This window comes from Chryseobacterium sp. BIGb0232, from assembly GCF_024810195.1.
In the GTDB taxonomy this organism is placed as follows: Bacteria; Bacteroidota; Bacteroidia; order Flavobacteriales; family Weeksellaceae; genus Chryseobacterium; species Chryseobacterium pennae.
Genome location: NZ_JANUEH010000015.1, coordinates 103,407 through 123,653 on the forward strand (window position 1 = coordinate 103,407; position 20,247 = coordinate 123,653).

The following is a 20,247-nucleotide window of genomic DNA, read 5'->3' on the forward strand; positions in this document are numbered from 1 at the left end:
TATTTTATGTAAAGCTTTTATTAGGCCTGATATCCTAATAACTTTCTGATCTGATAGAAGAATCTTTCAATAAGTCTCAGGTCCTGAGTTACAATTTCTGCACTTCCTCTAAGTTCCTTATCAAATTTCAGATTTTTATTATAACTTGTTTTTAATCCTTTCGGTAAAATAACATCCACATAGTAATTTCCTTTATCATCAGGAATAAGTGATATATTCTGAACTTTTCCTTCAATGATTCCATATTCCTGGAAACGGTAGTTGTCTAGTTTGATCAATACTTTTTCACCCGGAATAATCTTTCCTGAATTGGTGGTAGGAACTGACATTCGGCCTACTAATTGTTCTTTATTCTTCGGAAGGATAGATACAATAGGTTCTCCTGCTTTTACAAACTGGTTTTCACCAAAAAACTGCTGGAAACTGGCAACACCATCTGTAGATGAAATAACAAGATAATTTTGCTCCCAAAGTTTTAGAGACTTTCTTAATTGTTCAAATAACTGCAATGTCTGAGAAGAATAGTTGATTTTATCTTTTTCGGTATTAATAACCGTTCCGCTTTTGGTTTTGTTAAGATTGGAAATTCCCTCCTCAGTCTGTGAAATTGAGATGTTGATGTTTTCAAGGTTTTGCTGAGCCTGAAGATATTTTATTTTTTCATTCTCAAGTTCCATAGCAGAGATTACTCCCTGATTAAAAAGATCCTGAGACCGTTGGAAATTTTTTCGGGTAAGGTCATACTTGGCTGACTCCAGGCTTTTCTGTTGCTTTAAGGTAGCAATTCTTACTCTGGACTCAGATAAGCTTTGGTTGGTTGCAATATTTTCAGGAGCATAAGGCTGTAGCCTTGTAAAAAGTTCTTCATCCTGGAAAGCCTTTGCAAAGCTGTTGTATTCTCCCTGCAGCTCCCCAAGTTTATACCTTGAAGTTTGGGCAATAGGAAAACTATTAAGCTGATTAGGTGATATAGAATCAACCAGTTTTTTTAATGCTATAACATCTTTATAATTGGCAGCTGACAACATGACCATCAACACATCATTTTTCTTTACTTCCTGATGATCTTTGATGAATATTTTTTCAATCTTAGAATTGATCCTTGCTTCTAATTTTTCGGGTGGATTTTGAGAAGTTACTATAATTGGAGCCGGTACAAATTCCGGATATTTTATAATGTAACTCATTGCAAAAATGAGCAGGATAATTATAAATATCAAAGTGTTCCCCCAACGAATCATCCAATTGGGTGGTTGGGTAAGGATATCCTGTACGCTCTCTGAGCGGAGTTCAATATTGTCTAAAACGTCTTCTTTCATTGTTTTCTGATAAAATTTCCACTTTATATTTCAAAGGGATATAATGTAAATAAATTAGGACTTCAGGTTTATTATCTTGGTGATAGGTTCAGTATTAATTTCCCAGTTCAAGCTGATTTCTTACCAATCGGTAATATTCACCACGCAGATCTACCAATTCGGCATGACTGCCTTCTTCTACAACTTTTCCTTTATCCAGTACAATGATCTTATCGGCATGTTTTACAGTGGAAAGTCTGTGGGCAATAACAACTGCTGTTTTACCTCTGAAGAATTGTTCAAGGTTTTCCATAATGACCTTTTCATTATTGGCATCTAATGCAGAGGTGGCTTCATCAAATAAAATATATTCAGGAGATTTGTAGACAGCTCTCGCAATGAAAAGTCTTTGTTTCTGTCCACCACTTACTCCTACACCTTCATTTCCGATCTTGGTATTGTAACTTAGCGGCAGGCTTTCTACAAAGTCTTTAATATTTGCGATTTCTACTGCACGTCTTAATTTCTTTTTGTCGATATGATCTTCACCAACTCCGATGTTGTTGGCAATTGTATCATTAAATACATATCCTTCCTGCATCACAACTCCGCAATGATCTCTCCAGAATCGCGGAGAAATATTTTTCAGAGCAGTGTTTCCGATTTTAATATCTCCATTGTCTGGCTCATAAAACTTCATCAGAAGTTTCAATAAGGTGGTTTTTCCGCTTCCACTGGCTCCAACAATTGCTGTAGTTTTTTGATAAGGAATGGTAAGGTTCAGATTTTCAAAAACCGGAACATCAGATCCGATATATCGGAATGACATATCTGTGATCTCAATATCCTTTTGTGGAATTTCCATAGCATATTGTTCATCCTTACGCTCTTCATCTTCTTTATCATGAATTTCACCTAATCTTTCAAGGGAAATTTTTGCATCCTGAGTTTGTTTAATAAAATCAATAAGTTGAAGAAGCGGACTGTTCAGCTGTCCAATGATATATTGTACAGAAAGCATCATCCCTAAGGTCAAGTTTCCGCTTAATACTAATTTTGCAGACAGGAAGCTTACCAGGATGTCTTTCATCTGATTGATAAAGTTTCCTCCTACCGATTGCCATTGTTCCAGGGACAATGATTTTATTCTGATTTTAAATAGCTTTACCTGAAGAAATTCCCAGTCCCATCTTTTTTGCTTCTCAGCATTATGCATTTTGATTTCCTGCATTCCGTTGATCAGCTCAATGACTTTACTCTGTTCCTGAGAAACCTGGGAAAATCTTTTATAATCAAGTTCTTTTCTTTTCTTCAGGAAGAAAGTGATCCATCCAATATAAGCTGCAGCTCCCACGAGATAAACAATGAAAAGTCTGTAATCATAAAGTAGGAGGACAATGCTGAAGATAATCAGATTGACGAGAGAGAATAGGGTATTTAATGAAGAACTCGTAAGGAGCTGTTCTATTCTGTGGTGGTCATTGATCCTTTGCATAATATCCCCGGTCATTCTGGTATCAAAAAAGCTTATAGGAAGCTTCATAAGTTTGATAAAGAAATCGGAAATGATCGAAATATTGATTCTTGCAGATAAGTGGAGAAGGATCCAGCTTCGGATCGTTTCTATCCCCATTCTGCCAAGAAATAACATAATCTGAGCAAGCAGGACCAGATAAATAAAGTTAATATCCTGATTCTGTATCCCGACGTCTACAATACTTTGGGTAAGAAACGGGAATACCAGAGATAGTAAACTTCCGGCAAGAAGTCCTACAGCCAGTTGAATAACAAGTGATTTGTATTTAAATAGATATCTTGAAAGAAAAGAAAAGCTTGCCTTGCTTTCTTCATTGTCAAATTCAGTTTGAAAGAAGGCTGGTGTCGTTTCCAGGATAAGGACTATTCCTTCTTCAGTGGTTTCATTGGCATTTTCTCCGATCCAGAATTTGATAAATTCGTCCTGGGTATAAGTAATCAATCCATAACTGGGATCGGATATATAAATTTTATTATTCTTATCGGCTTTATAAACAACCACAAAGTGATTCTTATTCCAGTGTACGATACATGGAAACGGAACTTCTTCTACGAAAGTTTTGAAGTCGACCTGAACTCCCAGTGAACGGAAACCCAGATTTTCTGCTGCATCACTTAATCCTAGGAGACTGCTTCCTTCACGGGTCGTCTCAGAGAGGGCCCGGATCTGCTGAAGGGAGATACTTTTACCGTAATATTTACTTACAATTCTAAGACATGTGGGTCCACAGTCTTTTGTGTCTGGCTGTTTATAAAAAGGAAATTTTTTCAAAGCTATTAATCATTATAAAATGCCGTCATATGCTGACGACATTTTTTACTTTATTCAATATTATAATTCAATGAAATGGTATGCTAGTAATAGCACCATTTGTTACATGCATCTACAGCGCCCTCTTTAGGTGCTTTGATTTTGGATTCACAATAGCTTGCTTCATACTGAATCCTTGCGCATTCCTGAGTAATACCACCTTTCAGTGTTCTTAGGTTTTCTCTTGAAAGTTCTTTTAGATTTTTCATAATAAATAGTTTTGGTTTACCTACTCTTTTATAGCTTTTCGGATACTGCTTTTATTTTTCCTAAGATAATGAATTTTAAAATCACGGATGCTGACTAAATTTCTTCGTCTTCTATTAATTCATCCACAAAGAACAGAATGTCTTCTCTGTCATATTTTTCAGGAAACTGATACCCGTTGATCACAAGGATAGGGGTGAAGTTAAGTCCTGCATTACTGTTTTCTACAGTCATTTGTATCAATGGATCCAGGTTTTCAGATGTAGGAGTTCCTCCTGCTAAAATGTTGATCTTATTTTCATCCCTTGTTTCAAACCATTCTTCCACAGCGTGCAGGAATTCTTTTTCCGGTTTATTGTTGTAGATAGATGTAAAATCTGAGATCAATGCATTGTACTTCTCATTGGATCTTTCAGCTGTATAATTGAATCTCATCTGCAGGGAAACATCTTCAGGATATTTTTTTAAAAGACTTTCAGCAAGTTTATGACCATCTTTACAGAAACCACAGTAAGGGTTTGAAATAATGGAAATACGAAGTCTTGCATCTTTTTTCCCCACAGAGAATGTTTCAGTATCCTGAAATTCGACTTTGTCTCTTTCCAATAACTGACTTTTAAATAGTTCATAGTTTCTTTTGAATCTGAGATTCTTGGCGTTGGATTTTTGAAGTTCTTCTTTTTGCTCAAGCAGGGTATTGAAATAGATTACTGCTGAAAAGATTATTGCCCATAAAATGACTGTCAGTAAAAGCGCTCCGATTCCAAAGGAAAGATTCTGGAAAAAGAAAGCACTGATCACCAATTGCCCCACCAGAATAGAGATAATTAAAAGACAAACCCTGCAAAATGTTTTTTCAACAAAAGCCTGGATGTAGAGTGAATAGCCAATGGCAAGTATAGAAACAAAGGTAAATCCCTTTAGGATATAGGCTGTAGCTGGTAAAAATAATCCCAATATGGCAAGCCCGGTAAAGTAAATCAATGAGAAATCTGAGAATTTTAATCCCAGGATACTTGTTTTGTCCTGTTTGATAATCCTGTCACAGGAGTTAGCTGTTTGAGTAGCAGGAGCAGCGCCACAAATACTTCCTATCACAGTAGATGTATTACCAAATTTCTGATTGAATATCTCCATAGAGATATAAACACCTGCTAGTGAAAGAAGATTAAAAACTGCTTCAAAGAGATTCTGATATATAAAAGAATAAATAAGAATGACAGCAAAAACAGCATATAAAACCGGCTTGAAATTGAATGCTGTTTTATTTTCTGCCTGCTCTGTTTTTTCAAACAGCAATACAAAATCTGTAGAGGTTTTGTAAAGCTCTTCTTTATCTAAAGTTTTTGCTTTTTCTGAATAAACGGAGTAACTGCTTCCTGACTTTTTTACTAAAGAAAATGCATTGTCAACAATAGCAATAAATTCTTCCGGAAGTTCATCCCAATATTCCTTATCAAGTTGGTATGCATCATTTTTTACCCCCAAAAAGTTTAGTGTATCACTGAAAGCCAATGCTGACGGATAGTTGGGGTGAGAATTAAACTGGAAAATAAATTCCTGTTTATCAAGTTTGAGATAGTTAATTAGTTTATCAAAAATCATATTAATATTTTCATCTAAAATACACAGATGTTTTAAATTAACAAAAATATTTTTCTTTTATTAGTGAGATATAACCGGTAGTTACTAAATATAGTTTGAATTTCAATATTTTATTTTATAGGATTTAATTTGCAAAAGTATTTTTATCTGGTATAAAATAAATCTGAAAGAAAAATATTCAATAGAAGTTTTTTGTTGATTTTTGTTTCCAATTTCCCACAGATGGATATATAAAGAGTTTCATGGTTAATGTTTGCATTCATAATTAGCGCATCTGTGGGATTGGAAAAACATATTTGTGCTTTAATTTTTTAATTCAGTATATTTTCCATATTGTAATGTTCCATAGCCTTTTGTTTCAAAGGATTTTTACTCCAGTCTTCCCAGGTACAGGTATATGGATTATAACCGCATTTTAAAGGTTTCGAGACATCAAGTCCATCTTTATTATTGTGATTGTTTTCTGTATAGGCCCTGCAGTCTGTACATATATAACGGAATTCACAGTCTTTGCAGGTTTCTATACTATCTTTGGTAAGGTTCCAGTATTTTTTGAAATTATTTTGCATCACGGCTTCTTCAAGACTCGAATGATGAATGTTTCCATAGTTTTCAGGCATTAATGGACAGTTCTTAATATTACCATGGATGTCAATTCCTATTTTTTTGTGCAGGCAGGAATTGTGATTGATTGCTTCAAGAACCTTTGGAAGATTAGTATTGAAATATTTTAGATCTACCTTTCCGCAAGCGGATATTTTGAGGTTTTCATGGTTAAAGTTGATATTAAATCTAAATACTTCTTTGGTCTTCAAAGGAACCTCGTCACAATTATAGAAAACGAAATTATAAATTCTTGTGGTTGTTTGATTAAGGATTTGAAAAAACTCTTTATTTAAGGCATTATGAAATGGTGCGTATATTTCTATTCCTTCTAAAACAGAGTCTTTAAATTTATTGTCGATATCCTGATATTCTTTAAGAGAAAGTTCCTTGTTACAGTAAATTACCAAATATTTTACCCCTAAGTTGTTGACAGAGTTTTTTATTTTGTCTAAAATAATGACATTATCAATTTCAATGAAAACATTGGAAATTCTGCTTACTTCCTGAAACTCATTGGACAATGGAAGGAAGTTTTTATCCCAATCCCCATGAGTGATAAAACCATATTCTTTTTCAAGCAAAAAGTCTATATATTCATGAATGATCTGTTGAGATTCAATGTCATAATTCTCTAAGATATTTTCAATTGACTCATTTTTCAACTCTTCAATAACATCATACAATTCCAAAGGATAAAGATCAGAGATCTTCCTCTGAAGATCAGAGATCAGGATTCTTCCGGCTCCTTTGGTGATTAAAATATTACTGAATAGGTTAAAATGTCTCATAATAGTCTAGTAAGTGCTTTTATTGGTCTTTCCCTCATAAGATAATCCGTCTGATAAGTTTCACACTTTATATAGTTTGTGCTAATGCTTTCCTTATCATTGGATTTTTTAGAGCCCAACTTCTCAATAAATTTAAAGGTAAGAGGTAATTTATTCTTTTCTTCTTTAAATAATTTTTTCATAAATATTGTGCTATTTCTTTTTCCAATGAGTAGTTGCAGATTTCTGATAGTCCTAAGAACTGCCCCGTAGGATTTACTTCCAGGAAATAGAAGGTATCCCCACTTTTTATAAAGTCTATTGAGCCACAGCTTAAGTCCAGCGATTGCATGAGCTGGTGTGTTTTTTTTTCTATATCTTCAGGAAGTTGATATCGCACCTTTCTGTTGGGTTTTTTATAATTATATTTTCTGAAATCGGTTTTAGTCTGCTCGTCATTTTGAGAAATAATAGCGGTAGACCACATTTTACCATCCAGATAAAAAGTTCTTATTTCAAAATCTTTTTCAATTTTTTCCTGAAAAAATGTGATAAAAAAATCTTCTTTCTCTTTTTCCTGTACTACTGAAGTGTAAATGATGCCGTTGAAATTTCTATCGACAGAATCTAATATCACATTTTCTGTAATAGGTTTTGTAATGGTTTCATTGATAATGACTTCATCTGTATTTTCTGCTAAAAAATATTCAGGAACATCTAATCCTGTTTTTTTTGCCTGTTCCAGAACCAGGAGTTTATTGACGTGATTGTTACTTTGTTTATTAATAGTCTTTTGTGATTCCAGTTTTTTTATCACGTAATCTTCAAGCCAGTGCTGATGTTCATCCATATGGTGGTTGGCAGCATTATTATCATAGTAAAGACGTTTGAATTTTAGTCCTCCTCTTCTGTACCATGTACTTGTAATCTCATCCAGGAAAAATTTGTTTCTCTCACTGGCCAGATACATTCTTTTTTTATCTGTTTTAATTTCAAAAAACTCATCTTCATGAACACGAATAAACTTCTTTCCCATTGCTGAAAGATATTTGACAACTCTTGTAGTGGTAGAGTCTCCGTTATTCGATATTATGAGAATCATTCTGTTTTAGTTTTTTAAAAAAATCTTTTCTTATTTTGGAGCTATGCTTCATGCTTGGGATGCCCAGGGTTTTCCGGTTACGGTTGGTCTGTGCACTGTCTTTTACAGGGATCATATTAAAACCGTAGAGTGTGATTTGTTTATGGGCTCCTAAGTAAGTGTCATCCATTCGTGCATAATCACGAGGTGAAAGGTCTCCCGATTTTACATATTCCAATAATTTTTCCTTTATAAAAGGATAGTCTTTTTTGGATTCAACCATATGAGTGATAAAGGTTGGCATTGGAAACCAGCCTATCTTTTCAGGTGTTGGAAATCCATGATTTTTAAAGGTCCATATCAGAAGTTTTGCATTTTTCTCCACATTCTTTCTGGTTAATGCTGTATCAAGGGGACGTCCCATCTGGTCCCTTTGTAGGGCAATCTTAAAAGAATCAACCAGTTTTTTATCCAGTCCTTGTTTCCATTCTGTGATTTTTTGTTCTACAGATGGATTGTCTATTCCATATTTATTAAAAAGGGGTAAATATTTTTTGTATTCTTCACCATAAGGAGCTAACAGAGAAATCAATTGATAAAGACTTTTTTTTCCACCAAAGTCTTCATGATACTGGTCAGCAAGAGTTATATAAGTCGCATATTCTTCAATACGGTCCTGATTTTTAGGAGCATAATCTTTGAAAATTTCCCGATACTCTTCTACAGCTAGCTTAGGATTGTTAGCTAACCTGTATATGCTGTCGGCATCATTAATTCTGTTATAATAAGTGATATAGTTCTTTTTACAAGAGGTAAGGAATAATAAAATGATAAGAGAGAGACTATATCTTATTGACGGTGAAATTTTCATAAACAATTCAATTTAATGATATATGGATAAAAAGGAGGGAAATTCACCCTCCCTTTTCCTTTATTCATATGCTTAGCAAACTTCTAGTCTACCAATATAAGAACCTCCGTTAGAAGAATAATGGTCTGCTTCATAGCATCCTGGTGTTGTAACTGCAGCACTAGATTCGATAGCATAAGATCTTAAGCTACCATCAATCACTTTTAAATCGTCTCTTTTAAGTTTTTTGTTTTCTAGAGAAGAAAATCCTTTCTTCATTCCTGTTAATTTTTTCATTGTTAAAATTTTTTTGTATTAATATTTACTTGCCATTTATCCCTGGCATGGGAAGGTGCTGATCAGCCCATATATTTATATTTTGTACTGTACACATACAAAAAAATAAATCATTGTGTTTTTACCTGAGACAAAGATGCATGTGCTTTTTTAATGACACAAGGAAAGTATGTCTGAATTTATAAATTTCGGGAAAAACTAATAGTATATTTATAAATTCAGATAAAAAAATGGCTTTTTAGTGTTTGATTGTCAGTGTTTTGTGTTTTTGATTCTGTATTTGTAAAGACAACGGGAGGCTAAGTGAAAGAGTATCATTTATTCGTAAAATAAGAAAGAATTTAACTAAGAATCCAGCTATATAGTCTATCAATTAAAAGCAGAATATCATTGGAAATGCAAAAAAATAAATCAGAGGGTAAAAGAAGCGAGATTCTTGTTAAAAAGAATACCGAAAGTATATATTCTTTAGATTGGAAGAAATGGGTACTGCTCAATGTTTATAATAATAAAAGGAGATTTCAGTTGTTAACTTTTGAGTGAGCCATTTTATTTTGTTGTTTGCTTGTATAAGAGAAACTTTTAAATATGTATTTTTGTGTATTAAGACCTTGTATGCAAAAGAAAATCTTTATTTACTTCTTGATTCTTTGCCAGAATTTATATTTTTCACAAAGTATAAAAGGATTTCATATTCCTGATTCTCTGAGAAATAAAAATATTAAACAAGTAGAAAACTCTTTCAAAAAAACTCTTTATACCGATAAAACTAAAGCTGAAGTCTATGCCAATACAGCCCTTGTAGAAGGGAAAAAGAATAGAAATAACGAGAAAATCGCTGAAGGATATCAGATGTTATACCAGCTGAATAATGATAAATCAGCATTATTGTACCTGGACAGTATGATTACTGTGTCAAAAAAAATACAGGACTCCGAATATTTATCAAAAGCTTATCGAAATAAAGGAGTTTATTATTACTATACAGCTGAGTATTCAAAATCATTAGATAATTACCTGATAGCTAAAAACTATGCTAAAAAAGGAAGTGAAATTTTTTATAATATTAATTCCTGTATAGGTTTACTGAAGCTTGAATTAGAAGATTATCGGGAAGCTTTGAATTTATTATTAGGCTATAAGCAATATTTGGAAAAAAATAAATTAACGAATGATATCAATTACGAAAAATGTTTATATAATCTAGCCTATGCCTATCATGTAAGTAATAAGCTGGATTCTTCAAATTATTATGTGAAACGGGGATTTGAACAAAATTTAAAAAGTAAGGATAAGGATCTTTATGCTTCTTTATCACTGGTTTTAGGTATCAATACTTTTAAACAGGCAAACTATAATCTCGCTTTGCCAATCTTAAATGAAGCGTCTCAACTTTTTAAAGAAAACCCCAATAATGTTCAAAACATTGCTTTAGTTGAATATTATATAGGTAAGATTTTATATCATGCAAATAATGAAAAGTTTTTAGATAGATTTGAAAAAGTGGATTCTATCATTACTAAAACGAAAAATGTATCTTACGAGTTACGAAATACGTACCCAATACTGATAGAATATTATAAAAAAACAGGAAATAAAGAAAAACAATTGTTTTATATTGAACATTTGTTGTCTGTAGATAGTATTTTAAGTAAAAATAATAAGCTTTTAACTACTGAAATAAATAATAAATATGATACCCCGCTTCTTTTAAAAGAAAAAGAAATATTAATTTCAGATTTAAACTCGAAGAACTATACTTTATTTTGGATCCTGGGAATAGTCGGAGGAATCATGATATATTTGGTTTATTTATACAAGGAAAACAGGAAAAAATTAAAAAACTACCAGAATAAAGCTGATTTACTCACAGAATATCCAGTTAGTCCTCCTCCTCCTACTAATAGTATTGAAACAGTAGATTTTCAAAAAGAGAAACCTAAAGCAACATTGTCAAACGATAAGCTGGAACAACTAAGCAGGCAGTTAAATGAATTTGAAATAGAAAAGAGATTCTTAGATAAGAAAATTAATTTAGATCTTTTATCTAAGGAATTTAATACAAACAGAGCCTATTTATCAAGATCAGTAAACGAATTGAAAGGACAAAACTTTTCACAATATCTGAATGCGTTAAGGATTCAATATATTGTCAGTGAATTAAAAACAAATAAAAATCTACAGAAACTTACCATAGCTGCCATTGCTGATGAAGCCGGATACAATAATGTGGAGTCTTTTACCAATGCTTTTAAGAAAATAACAGATACATTGCCTTCTTATTTTATGAAAGCCTTACAGGAAAATAATAAATAGCTTTAATGTTGATTATTAGCTTTTTATACGTTTTTTGGATACGAAATTTATAAATTTCGGTATCTTTTTTTTGAAAAAATATATATATCTTTATTTCTTTGTAAATAAAAAAATAGAGTACGTTATGAAAAATAAGAAACAAGCAGAAAAGAAAATTTCATTGGAGAAATTACAAATGGTTAGAATTAGTAATGCTAAAATAATAAAAGGAGGCTATGCAGGTGTAGGAGGATATAACCTAAATACTGATTTAGAAGGTGAAGGAGAGCCAACAGGAACAGGGAAAACAAGATAATTTGTGTATATGACCTGTCGATCAATTCTCTTTTTTTTTATCAATTTCATTTTTGGAATAATTACTGCCCAAAAAAGTAATTTAGCACCATCAGTTACATCTACCGATGATTACTTTGGAGTCAAAATAGCTGATGAGTATAGAAATTTAGAAAATTTGAAAGATCCTTCGGTTATTAATTGGATGCACTCACAAACTAATTATTCAAATTCAATACTTCAAAAAATTCCTAATAGGCAATATTATATTGACAAAAGATTAGAATTTGATCAACAAAAATCATTTTCCGTAGATAAAATTAATATTACGGAAAATGATTTTTATTTCTATTTAAAGAAGAAGCCGGATGAAAATACTACGAAACTATATTATAGGAAATCATTTAAAGGGATAGAAACAGAAATTTTTAATCCTGAAAATTACAAACCGGATACTCATAAAAAATATGTAATCAATTATATAAAGCCTAATTATGATGGCTCAAAGATAGCGATCTCATTAACGGAAAGTGGGAAAGAGGTTTCTGAAATGATCATTTACGATGTAAAATCTCAAAAAGTACTTTCTGACCTTATTACTAATTGCTGGCCAACAAACGGAGGCGGTATTTCTTGGCTTTCTGATAATAATAGCTTTATTTATCTTCAATTTCCAGTAACAGATCCAGCCTCAGATCTATTTATGAAAAACATGCAGGCCGTTGTTCATGCAATAGGGCAGAATCCCAAAGAGCTGAATGTTCTATTATCAAAAAAAAACAATCCGGATTTAAAAATAAGTGCTGAAGATTATCCTATAGTTAAGCTTCCTACCAAAGAAAGCCAATTTTTATTTGGTTCTATGGCTGGAGCTACAAATTTTAATGATACTTATTTTAAACCCACAAATCTTATTAGTAAAAAAAATCAATGGAAACTTCTATTTACTAAAGAAGAAAAAATTGATGGCTTTATTCTAAAAAATGATAGTATAATTTATATTTCAAAAAAGAATGGAGCCAATGCAATTTATTGCACATCATTGAAAAATCCAGATTTTAAAAATCCGGATATTATAGTTTCTAATATCCCTGATGAAGAGATCAATGGTTTATACCAAATTAAAAATGGCTTTGTTTTTAACAGTTCAAAAAATGGTGTTGAGTCCAAACTGTATCTGTATCAAAAAGGGAAAGTTGAAAACTTGATGTTGCCATTTCCATCCGGTGATATTGCAGTAACTACCCAGGATAGCTATTCCAATGATTTTTGGATAAACTGTACAGGATGGAAAAATGACAATGAACGCTTTAAATTTGATTCGGTAATAAAGAAATTTATTCCTGAAAATCTGGCTCCGATTGTAGAATATCCGGAATTCAAAGATATTATAGTAAAAGAAATTATTGTGAAATCTCATGATGGACAGGATATTCCGTTTTCCTTACTATATAGAAAGGATATTAAAAAAGACAAAAACAATCCTCTTTTAATAGATGCATATGGAGCTTACGGAGTAAATAACAGTCCTTTTTTAGATATGACGTTTATGCTTTGGGCATTAAAAGGTGGAATTGCAGCTATTGCTCATGTCAGAGGTGGTGCTGAAAAAGGAGAATCATGGCATTTGGGAGGTTTTAAGGAAACTAAACCCAACTCCTGGAGGGACTTGATTGCCTGTGCCGAATATATGATTCATGAAAATTATACGTCCAGTAATAAAATAGCAATTTGGGGGCAAAGTGCAGGGGGAATTACTATTGGAAGGGCTATGACAGAAAGGGCAGACCTATTTAAGGTAGCGATCTTAACGGCCGGAATGGTAAATACTTTAAGACTTGAAGCAACACCAAATGGATTAAATAGTGCCAAAGAATTCGGTTCTAAAAATATTAAATCCGAATTCAGTGCATTATATGAAATGGATGCATATCATCATTTGAAAAAAGGAGAAAAATATCCTGCAACTTTTATTACAACGGGAATAAATGATCCAAGAGTTTCTCCATGGATGTCAACAAAATTTGCAGCGAAATTGCAAGAATATAACACATCTGATCATCCCGTATTACTTAAAGTAGATTATAGTGGTGGCCATGGTGAACGTGACCTCCCTTTAAAGCAAAAATATAATAATTTAGCTGATGTATTCGCTTTTGCCTTCTGGCAACTAGGTCATCCGGACTACCAGTTAAAAGAAGAAATAAAAAAATAAATGTCTCGCTTTCCTTATCAGTTTTTCGAAGAATATATTGTACGTACTCCTTTATTTTCATGTAAGAAATTTCTTGAAGCGGTAAATAAAGATGAAATTTCTGATGAAGAATTAAAAAATAAACTTGCTGATGATTCTGTTTTTCTGGAAGCAATTTATTTGGCTTCTCCTGATTTATATGAGGAAATTACAGAATGGCTTCAGACAGAAAAACTATTTCCACCAAAAGAACACCAAAAACTAAAACATACTTTATTAAAATACTATAGCCGAATGAGTACCCGTTGTACACCATTCGGCTTATTTTCCGGAGCTGGTTTGGGCAAATTTAATCAAGATGATGAAAGGAGAGTGTTGTATGAAGATAGCGTGAATACAGATTATTTAATTCGGGATACCAAATTAGATATGTATTTTCTTGTGACTTTAGCTCAATATTTTGTAAAAAAACAGGGGATAAGAGATAAACTTTTGTTTTATCCTAATAATACGATTTATAAAGTAGGAACAAAAATCCGCTATATTGAATATCAATATTCAGGTGGGAAAAGAGATTATATCATATCGTCAGCCCGCCTTTCTGAAGAATTACAGTCTGTATTAGAATTTTCAAAAAAGGGGAAAACTGTACAGGAGCTTACGGAGATCCTGATTACAGATGAAATAACCAGAGAGGATGCATCAGAATTTATAGAAGAGCTGATCGATAATCAAGTGCTTACCAGTGAGATCGAACCTAATGTTTCTGGAGGAGATTTTTTGGATACTCTCATTTCTGTTTTACAAAGACTTCAGGTAAATGAGACTGATATTTTGATTTCTATAAAAGATAAACTTTATGCACTAGATCAGAATATCGGCAATTCGATCTCTGATTATGCGGAGATTGAAAAACTCATTAAATCTTTTGGGATAGAATATGAACAGAAGTATCTTTTTCAAACTGACTTATACCGCAAAGATCAATTGACTTTATTACCTTTCTGGAAAAAAGAACTTAAAAGTGCCTTTAGCTTTTTGAACAAAATAAACTTAGCTGTAACAGATACCCGTTTAGAAAAATTCAAAAAAGCTTTTAATGAGCGGTTTGAGGCGCAGGAAGTCTCTTTACAGTATGTTCTTGATTCTGAAATTGGTATTGGTTACAAACAAAATAGCCCGTTAAAAGGGATTCATTCTTATTTAGATGATTTAGAACTGCCGCTTTCTGAAAAAAATAAAAGGATTAATATTGAATTTAATCTGGTTCAAAAGATTCTTAATGATAAATTGCAGAATGCTTTATGGGAAAACCAATATAAAATAGAATTATTGGATGATGATTTTAAAGAATTGGATGAAAACTGGGATGATCTGCCTGATACAATTTCTTTTTTGACTGAAATTATATCAGACAACGGTAAAGAAAAATTATTTTTAAATGGAAGTTCCGGAAGTAGTGCTGCCAATCTGTTAGCGAGGTTCTGTTCTGAAAAATCTGAAATACATAACCTGACAAAAGCCATTGCACAGAAAGAGGAAAGTCTGAATCCTGAGTATATTTTAGCAGAAGTGATTCACTTACCGGAAGCAAGAATAGGAAATGTGGTCAGAAGGCCTACAATAAGAAATTACGAGATTCCTTACATGGCACAGTCTGTATTACGGGAAGATCATCAAATAGCCGTGGATGATCTTTATATTTCGTTGAAAAATAATAGAATTGTTTTACGGTCCAAAAAACTTAATAAAGAAATAAGGCCCTATCTTACCAATGCCCATAACTATTTTTATAATACCTTACCTGTTTATTATTTCCTTTCCGATCTTTATTCCCAGGAATTAAGAAACGGGATACATTTTAATTGGGGTGGGCTAAAGGATATTTACAAATTCCTGCCAAGAGTAGAATATAAAAATATTATCCTTACAAAGGCTGCCTGGAGGATATCTGATAAAGATATTGTCTTTTTGGAACCGATGATTTTAGATAAAGAGAACTTTTTATCCGAATTAAAACATTGGAGAACCAAAATGAAAATTCCAGCATGGATACAATGGACTGAATCTGATAATACATTAACCATCAATTTAGAAAATTATGATATGGGTAAGCTTTTTATTCTGACGGTTAAAAAGAAAAAAATAATCATGATCGAAGAGTTTCTTTTTAATGAGAATCAAGACTTTAAACATGAGTTTGTTTTTCCAATGTATAAACTAAAATAAATTTTGATGAAAAAAAAGTTTATTCCCGGAAGTGAGTGGCTGTATGTCAAAATTTATACAGGTGTAAAAACTGCGGATATTATTTTGGAAGAAGCTTTACTTCCTTTATTACAGCAACTTAAAGAGGAAGGGTTAATTAAAAAATGGTTTTTTATCCGTTATAATGATCCAAAGATTCATCTTAGGCTTCGTTTTGAACTTTCATACCTTAAGCATTTCGGTAAGGTTCTATCATTACTCAATGATTATTTGGAGGAATATAGGAATTCCGGGGAAATATCGGAATTTATAATAGATATTTATCAGCGGGAAATTGAGCGGTATGGAGAAGCAACAATGGAAGAAGCTGAGTTTTTATTTTGGAAGAGTAGTGAGAGCATAGTGTATGAATACCTTCATTTTGATGATGAAGAAAAAATTATGGTGTCCCTTTACTATATTGATAAGATATTAGAATGCCTAGGACTGCCCATCCAGGAAAAACTAAGCTGGATCACAGAGCGTAATCTTGCTTTTAAACAGGAGTTCAATGCAGATAAAAAGCTGAACCATCAGCTGGATAAAAAATACAGAGTATTTATTATAAACTACCTGGAGTTTGTAGAATCAGAGGAGTATAGTCCTTTTAGGAATGTTATTTTGGATAATATTAATGAATCTGGAGAAACCCTGAAACATATAAAATGTCATTCAGATGCTCTTCAGAGCTTTTTTTTCAGTGTATTTCATATGCACATCAATCGAATATTTGTTTCCAATCAACGACTGTTTGAAATGATTATCTATGATTATTTGTTCAGATACTATAAGACTCTTGTTTTTAAAAACAACGGAACAATATAATATGGATGGTATTTACTGCATAATATCAGTCCATTTACTATGATAATTTAAAGTTCAATCTTTATTAAAAATACTAGGAAAATTGAACGAAATAGAAAGATAGGAATAGTAGAGATATTTTTAATTTTCAGAAGAATAACTCTAATTTTTTACTCACTAAAAATATTGAATAAATGGAATGTTTTATGTTTAGTTAAATGTGTGATTTTGTAAATTTTTCGTAGTTTAACTATAATTTGTTTATTATTTTAATACCATACGTGAGGCGTGATTGTAATTCATAATAGTTATGGACGAACTCAAAAAAACTTAAAAAATCATAAAGTTTTCATAAAGTTTTAAAAAAGAAAAGAAATGTTTTTGTATTTATAAAATATGTCGTACTTTTACATCGCCTTGAATGAGGGAACAAGTCAAGGTAATAAATTTTTTTTCATCATTTGTGTTTTTAGAATCGTATCGCCTGATACGATTCTTTTTTTTTATGTCTATTTTTCGTAGTTTAAAAGGAGATCAATAAAGTAGGAGTAAGTAACAGAACCTTCCTGTTGATTACTTTTCAGGAATATATTATTGGTAAATCCAAAGAAGTCATCCAGCCAACCCTGATGTCTGAATATGAAGCTTCTCTCATAAGCACGGTCTCTCTTCATACCAGAGGAATAATTACGGATAACAGATTTTACAAACTCAGGATCATTTTCAACGATAAATCGTAAAAGGCTTTTTAAGGTAAAATATTCGGTGCTGTATTTTAAGTCTGGATTACCGGAATGGATTCCTATCAGATAGCCGATGAAATTAGCCTCCTGTTCTCTGGCAAAGCCTAATTGGTGAGAACTTTCATGAGCTGTTGTGAAAGGAATAAAAGTGTGGGGTAATTCAGCGTTATATTGTGCTTCCGCAGTAAAAGGATTATAGTATCCCAATATCCCTGTGAAACTCATTACATTTTTAAATAAACTGGGCTTAACGGAGAGGATCTGAGTTGCTTTTTTATCAGAAATATATTGGGGAAGTCTGGTTTGCTGAAAAAGGATCTCCTGTTGTACAGCTTTCAGATTGCTGACAATGAAAATACCATTATGGTCTTCCTGTACCGATGCCCGGGTGAGCTTACATTTTTCAAGATACTGTAAGGCCAGCTTTTTTGCTTTTTCTATTTCAGGTGTATCCTGTCTGGAAAGTTTTTTAATAATAGGAGTCTGGAAGTAAAGCATTCCCCAGAATAGCTGATAGGTAAAATAAAAGAGATTTCCTATGATCAGAATTCTCCGTATAGAAGAGTCTCTGTATTCCTTCTTAAATAAGCCAGTAAGGCTGTATAAAAGAACAATTCCCAATAATACATAGATGACGTCTCCCGCTGAAAAAGAAAGCCAGCTGAATGCCATCTGATGAAACTCTTTCTGAAGTTCAAAAAAACGTTCAAAGAAAGAGATCATTACCGATGATTTTGAGAAACCATAAAACAAAAGAAATTGGGCAAGTAATATACCTGCCCAAAATCTCTTCTTCTTATATATAAATAGTCTATTTTTAGTGAGCACCTTCGGATTCTAAAACGTCAACATTAATTCCTTGTCTAAATAAAGATTTTTTAGCCAAATAAGCAAATACAGTAATGTACACAAAACACAAAACAGGAATTACGTAAGAATTGTGAATTCCGATAATGTCAGCAAGCTTACCCTGAAGCGGCGGAATAATACCTCCTCCCAGGATCATCATAACCAGGAATGCTGATCCCTGAGCTGTATATTTTCCTAAACCGGTAATCGCTAATGTAAAGATTGAAGGCCACATGATACTGCAGGCAAGACCTCCGGAAAGGAATGCGTAGATCGCAACATTTCCAGTAGTCAATAATCCTGTAATCATTGCTGCAGTCCCAAATAATCCAAAAATAATAAGCGTAACGGCAGGTTTGTTTTTACTGATAAGGAATAATATAACCTGAATAGCCACACAGATCGCATAGAAATACAGGTGAGACATATCTTTTTGAGCAATCGTATTGATTCCGATAATCACCGAAAAAGCAACGAAAGGGACAATGATGGTCGCAATAGTCTGCTGTTGCTTGCTTAAGCTGAAAACACTGATTGCACCTGTCCATCTTCCGATCATTAAGCTTCCCCAATACATAGAAATATAGGGCGCAAGATCTGAAGACTGGTGCCCTCCGAATTCAGGCATACTTAAAAGTTCTCCAAGGTTACTTCCTATGGCAACTTCTACTCCTACATAAGCCAGGATGGCAAGCATTCCCAGTACAAGCTGCGGATATCTCATAGCTCCCCAGCCTTCTGTATTTTTCTTGGCACTGGAATTGGCGAAAATAAGACAGATAATTACAGAAAGCAATGCGCCTCCAAGATACATCATTCTTTGTTTCTCCAATGGATGTTTGATGGTTTCCAGTTCTGTTTTCTTATCTGTAATGTGTTGCTTGATTTCTGTAATTTTTGCTGCATCAGTTTCCTTTTCAAGAGTTTTGTCTAATACAGTAATCTCATTGCCTAAAGTTTCAATACTTTTAGCTTCTTCAGAATTATAGCTATTGAATACAGGAATAAAGAAAAGGATAACAAGAATAGTCATTGCAATCAATGTTTTTCTTGCTTTACCAGCCTTTTCCATAGGTTCTGTGGAAATTCCGTCAGGAAGTTTCTTTGAAAAGTAGAAAATCCCTGCAGCAATAAGGAAAAGAGCTCCTACTGCTGTATAAAGAAGGATTACCTTATCAAGAGCCAGATGCTTGATTTGGTCATCATCTACTGTAGCCGTCGTTCCGAAAAGTGCCAAACCAACAATAATTGGCCCGATAGAGGTACCAAAAGAGTTGATTCCTCCTGCAAGATTCTGTCTGCTGGCTCCGGTTTTAGGATCTCCCAATAACACGGCAAAAGGATTCGCTGCAGTCTGCTGAATGGAGAAACCTAATGCAACCACAAAAAGTCCGATGAGCATACCATAATAAACATTGCTTTTCACTGCAATAATCATGATTGCTGCACCAAGGGCAGAGAGCAGTAGCCCGTAGACAATACTCTTTTTATAACCCCATTTCCCGATAAGATCCACTCCTTTTATCGTACTGAATATAAAAAGCAACAACGCTCCCAAAAAATAAGCAGTATAAAAGGCAAAATCTATTAACTGGGACTGAAACTGGTCGAGAGAAAAATAGTTTTTACAAAAAGGGATGAAAATACTATTGCCGGCAGCAATAAAACCCCAGAAAAAAAATACAAGTACAAGTGTGTACAGTGCCGGGTAATTAGTCGGCTGGTTGGTTTTTGACATATTTTATTGAAAATTTCGCAAACAA

Annotated in this window: 15 protein-coding genes; 5 read left to right on the forward strand and 10 right to left on the reverse strand. The window is 33.0% G+C overall.

The window, feature by feature from the left end; translation table 11 throughout:
* Positions 1–20 precede the first annotated feature (20 nt).
* The 8 genes from M2372_RS23835 to M2372_RS23870 all read right to left on the reverse strand — a co-directional run bounded on the left by M2372_RS23835 (position 21) and on the right by M2372_RS23870 (position 9,058).
* The gene (locus M2372_RS23835) at positions 21–1,319 is read right to left on the reverse strand and encodes an HlyD family secretion protein (protein WP_115973744.1); all 1,299 of its coding nucleotides are present in this window, start codon (positions 1,317–1,319) and stop codon (positions 21–23) included.
* Positions 1,320–1,413: 94 nt separating this feature from the next.
* Positions 1,414–3,606, reverse strand: a complete 2,193-nt coding sequence (locus tag M2372_RS23840) for a peptidase domain-containing ABC transporter (protein ID WP_123321579.1) — start codon at positions 3,604–3,606, stop codon at positions 1,414–1,416.
* 83 nt (positions 3,607–3,689) lie between these two features.
* Complete coding sequence (locus M2372_RS23845) at positions 3,690–3,854, reverse strand: bacteriocin-like protein (RefSeq protein ID WP_165852324.1); 165 nt, start codon at positions 3,852–3,854, stop codon at positions 3,690–3,692.
* A gap of 94 nt (positions 3,855–3,948) precedes the next feature.
* Complete coding sequence (locus M2372_RS23850; RefSeq protein ID WP_123321580.1) at positions 3,949–5,457, reverse strand: vitamin K epoxide reductase family protein; 1,509 nt, start codon at positions 5,455–5,457, stop codon at positions 3,949–3,951.
* A 311-nt stretch (positions 5,458–5,768) separates the two neighbouring features.
* Positions 5,769–6,851, reverse strand: coding sequence for a grasp-with-spasm system SPASM domain peptide maturase (gwsS, locus tag M2372_RS23855; protein WP_123321581.1), 1,083 nt, complete (start codon positions 6,849–6,851; stop codon positions 5,769–5,771).
* A 178-nt stretch (positions 6,852–7,029) separates the two neighbouring features.
* Positions 7,030–7,932, reverse strand: a complete 903-nt coding sequence (gwsG, locus tag M2372_RS23860) for a grasp-with-spasm system ATP-grasp peptide maturase (protein WP_123321583.1) — start codon at positions 7,930–7,932, stop codon at positions 7,030–7,032.
* Positions 7,910–8,782, reverse strand: coding sequence for a hypothetical protein (locus tag M2372_RS23865; RefSeq protein WP_123321584.1), 873 nt, complete (start codon positions 8,780–8,782; stop codon positions 7,910–7,912). Before M2372_RS23865 ends, gwsG begins: the two co-directional genes overlap by 23 nt.
* Positions 8,783–8,854: 72 nt before the next feature.
* Positions 8,855–9,058: a TIGR04139 family peptide modification target gene (locus M2372_RS23870; RefSeq protein ID WP_123321585.1), complete on the reverse strand. Its 204-nt coding sequence runs from the start codon at positions 9,056–9,058 to the stop codon at positions 8,855–8,857.
* Between the two features lie 615 nt (positions 9,059–9,673).
* Here M2372_RS23870 and M2372_RS23875 point away from each other — a divergent pair.
* The 5 genes from M2372_RS23875 to M2372_RS23895 all read left to right on the forward strand — a co-directional run bounded on the left by M2372_RS23875 (position 9,674) and on the right by M2372_RS23895 (position 16,913).
* Positions 9,674–11,374 (forward strand): AraC family transcriptional regulator, encoded by a 1,701-nt coding sequence (locus tag M2372_RS23875; RefSeq protein WP_185018989.1) that lies wholly within the window; start codon positions 9,674–9,676, stop codon positions 11,372–11,374.
* 124 nt (positions 11,375–11,498) lie between these two features.
* On the forward strand, positions 11,499–11,669 hold the full coding sequence (locus tag M2372_RS23880) for a hypothetical protein (RefSeq protein WP_165852322.1): 171 nt from the start codon (positions 11,499–11,501) through the stop codon (positions 11,667–11,669).
* A gap of 9 nt (positions 11,670–11,678) precedes the next feature.
* Positions 11,679–13,862 (forward strand): prolyl oligopeptidase family serine peptidase, encoded by a 2,184-nt coding sequence (locus M2372_RS23885; RefSeq protein WP_123321587.1) that lies wholly within the window; start codon positions 11,679–11,681, stop codon positions 13,860–13,862.
* Complete coding sequence (locus M2372_RS23890) at positions 13,863–16,070, forward strand: lantibiotic dehydratase family protein (protein WP_123321588.1); 2,208 nt, start codon at positions 13,863–13,865, stop codon at positions 16,068–16,070. It abuts the gene before it with no gap.
* Positions 16,071–16,076: 6 nt separating this feature from the next.
* The gene (locus M2372_RS23895; RefSeq protein ID WP_228455805.1) at positions 16,077–16,913 is read left to right on the forward strand and encodes a thiopeptide-type bacteriocin biosynthesis protein; all 837 of its coding nucleotides are present in this window, start codon (positions 16,077–16,079) and stop codon (positions 16,911–16,913) included.
* 488 nt (positions 16,914–17,401) lie between these two features.
* Here M2372_RS23895 and M2372_RS23900 read toward each other — a convergent pair whose 3' ends face one another.
* A complete protein-coding gene (locus tag M2372_RS23900) occupies positions 17,402–18,358 on the reverse strand; it encodes a DUF3810 domain-containing protein (protein ID WP_123321590.1) in 957 nt (318 codons plus the stop codon).
* A 94-nt stretch (positions 18,359–18,452) separates the two neighbouring features.
* The gene (locus M2372_RS23905; protein ID WP_123321591.1) at positions 18,453–20,222 is read right to left on the reverse strand and encodes an MFS transporter; all 1,770 of its coding nucleotides are present in this window, start codon (positions 20,220–20,222) and stop codon (positions 18,453–18,455) included.
* Positions 20,223–20,247 lie beyond the last annotated feature (25 nt).

What these genes read in the sequence shown, in the direction of transcription:
- M2372_RS23835 (WP_115973744.1), bottom strand. Translation starts at nt 1,319, where the DNA reads ATGAAAGAAGACGTTTTAGACAATATTGAACTCCGCTCAGAGAGCGTA.
- M2372_RS23845 (WP_165852324.1), bottom strand. Translation starts at nt 3,854, where the DNA reads ATGAAAAATCTAAAAGAACTTTCAAGAGAAAACCTAAGAACACTGAAA.
- M2372_RS23850 (WP_123321580.1), bottom strand. Translation starts at nt 5,457, where the DNA reads ATGATTTTTGATAAACTAATTAACTATCTCAAACTTGATAAACAGGAA.
- gwsS (WP_123321581.1), bottom strand. Translation starts at nt 6,851, where the DNA reads ATGAGACATTTTAACCTATTCAGTAATATTTTAATCACCAAAGGAGCC.
- gwsG (WP_123321583.1), bottom strand. Translation starts at nt 7,932, where the DNA reads ATGATTCTCATAATATCGAATAACGGAGACTCTACCACTACAAGAGTT.
- M2372_RS23865 (WP_123321584.1), bottom strand. Translation starts at nt 8,782, where the DNA reads ATGAAAATTTCACCGTCAATAAGATATAGTCTCTCTCTTATCATTTTA.
- M2372_RS23870 (WP_123321585.1), bottom strand. Translation starts at nt 9,058, where the DNA reads ATGAAAAAATTAACAGGAATGAAGAAAGGATTTTCTTCTCTAGAAAAC.
- M2372_RS23875 (WP_185018989.1), top strand. Translation starts at nt 9,674, where the DNA reads ATGCAAAAGAAAATCTTTATTTACTTCTTGATTCTTTGCCAGAATTTA.
- M2372_RS23880 (WP_165852322.1), top strand. Translation starts at nt 11,499, where the DNA reads ATGAAAAATAAGAAACAAGCAGAAAAGAAAATTTCATTGGAGAAATTA.
- M2372_RS23885 (WP_123321587.1), top strand. Translation starts at nt 11,679, where the DNA reads ATGACCTGTCGATCAATTCTCTTTTTTTTTATCAATTTCATTTTTGGA.
- M2372_RS23890 (WP_123321588.1), top strand. Translation starts at nt 13,863, where the DNA reads ATGTCTCGCTTTCCTTATCAGTTTTTCGAAGAATATATTGTACGTACT.
- M2372_RS23895 (WP_228455805.1), top strand. Translation starts at nt 16,077, where the DNA reads ATGAAAAAAAAGTTTATTCCCGGAAGTGAGTGGCTGTATGTCAAAATT.
- M2372_RS23900 (WP_123321590.1), bottom strand. Translation starts at nt 18,358, where the DNA reads ATGATCTCTTTCTTTGAACGTTTTTTTGAACTTCAGAAAGAGTTTCAT.
- M2372_RS23905 (WP_123321591.1), bottom strand. Translation starts at nt 20,222, where the DNA reads ATGTCAAAAACCAACCAGCCGACTAATTACCCGGCACTGTACACACTT.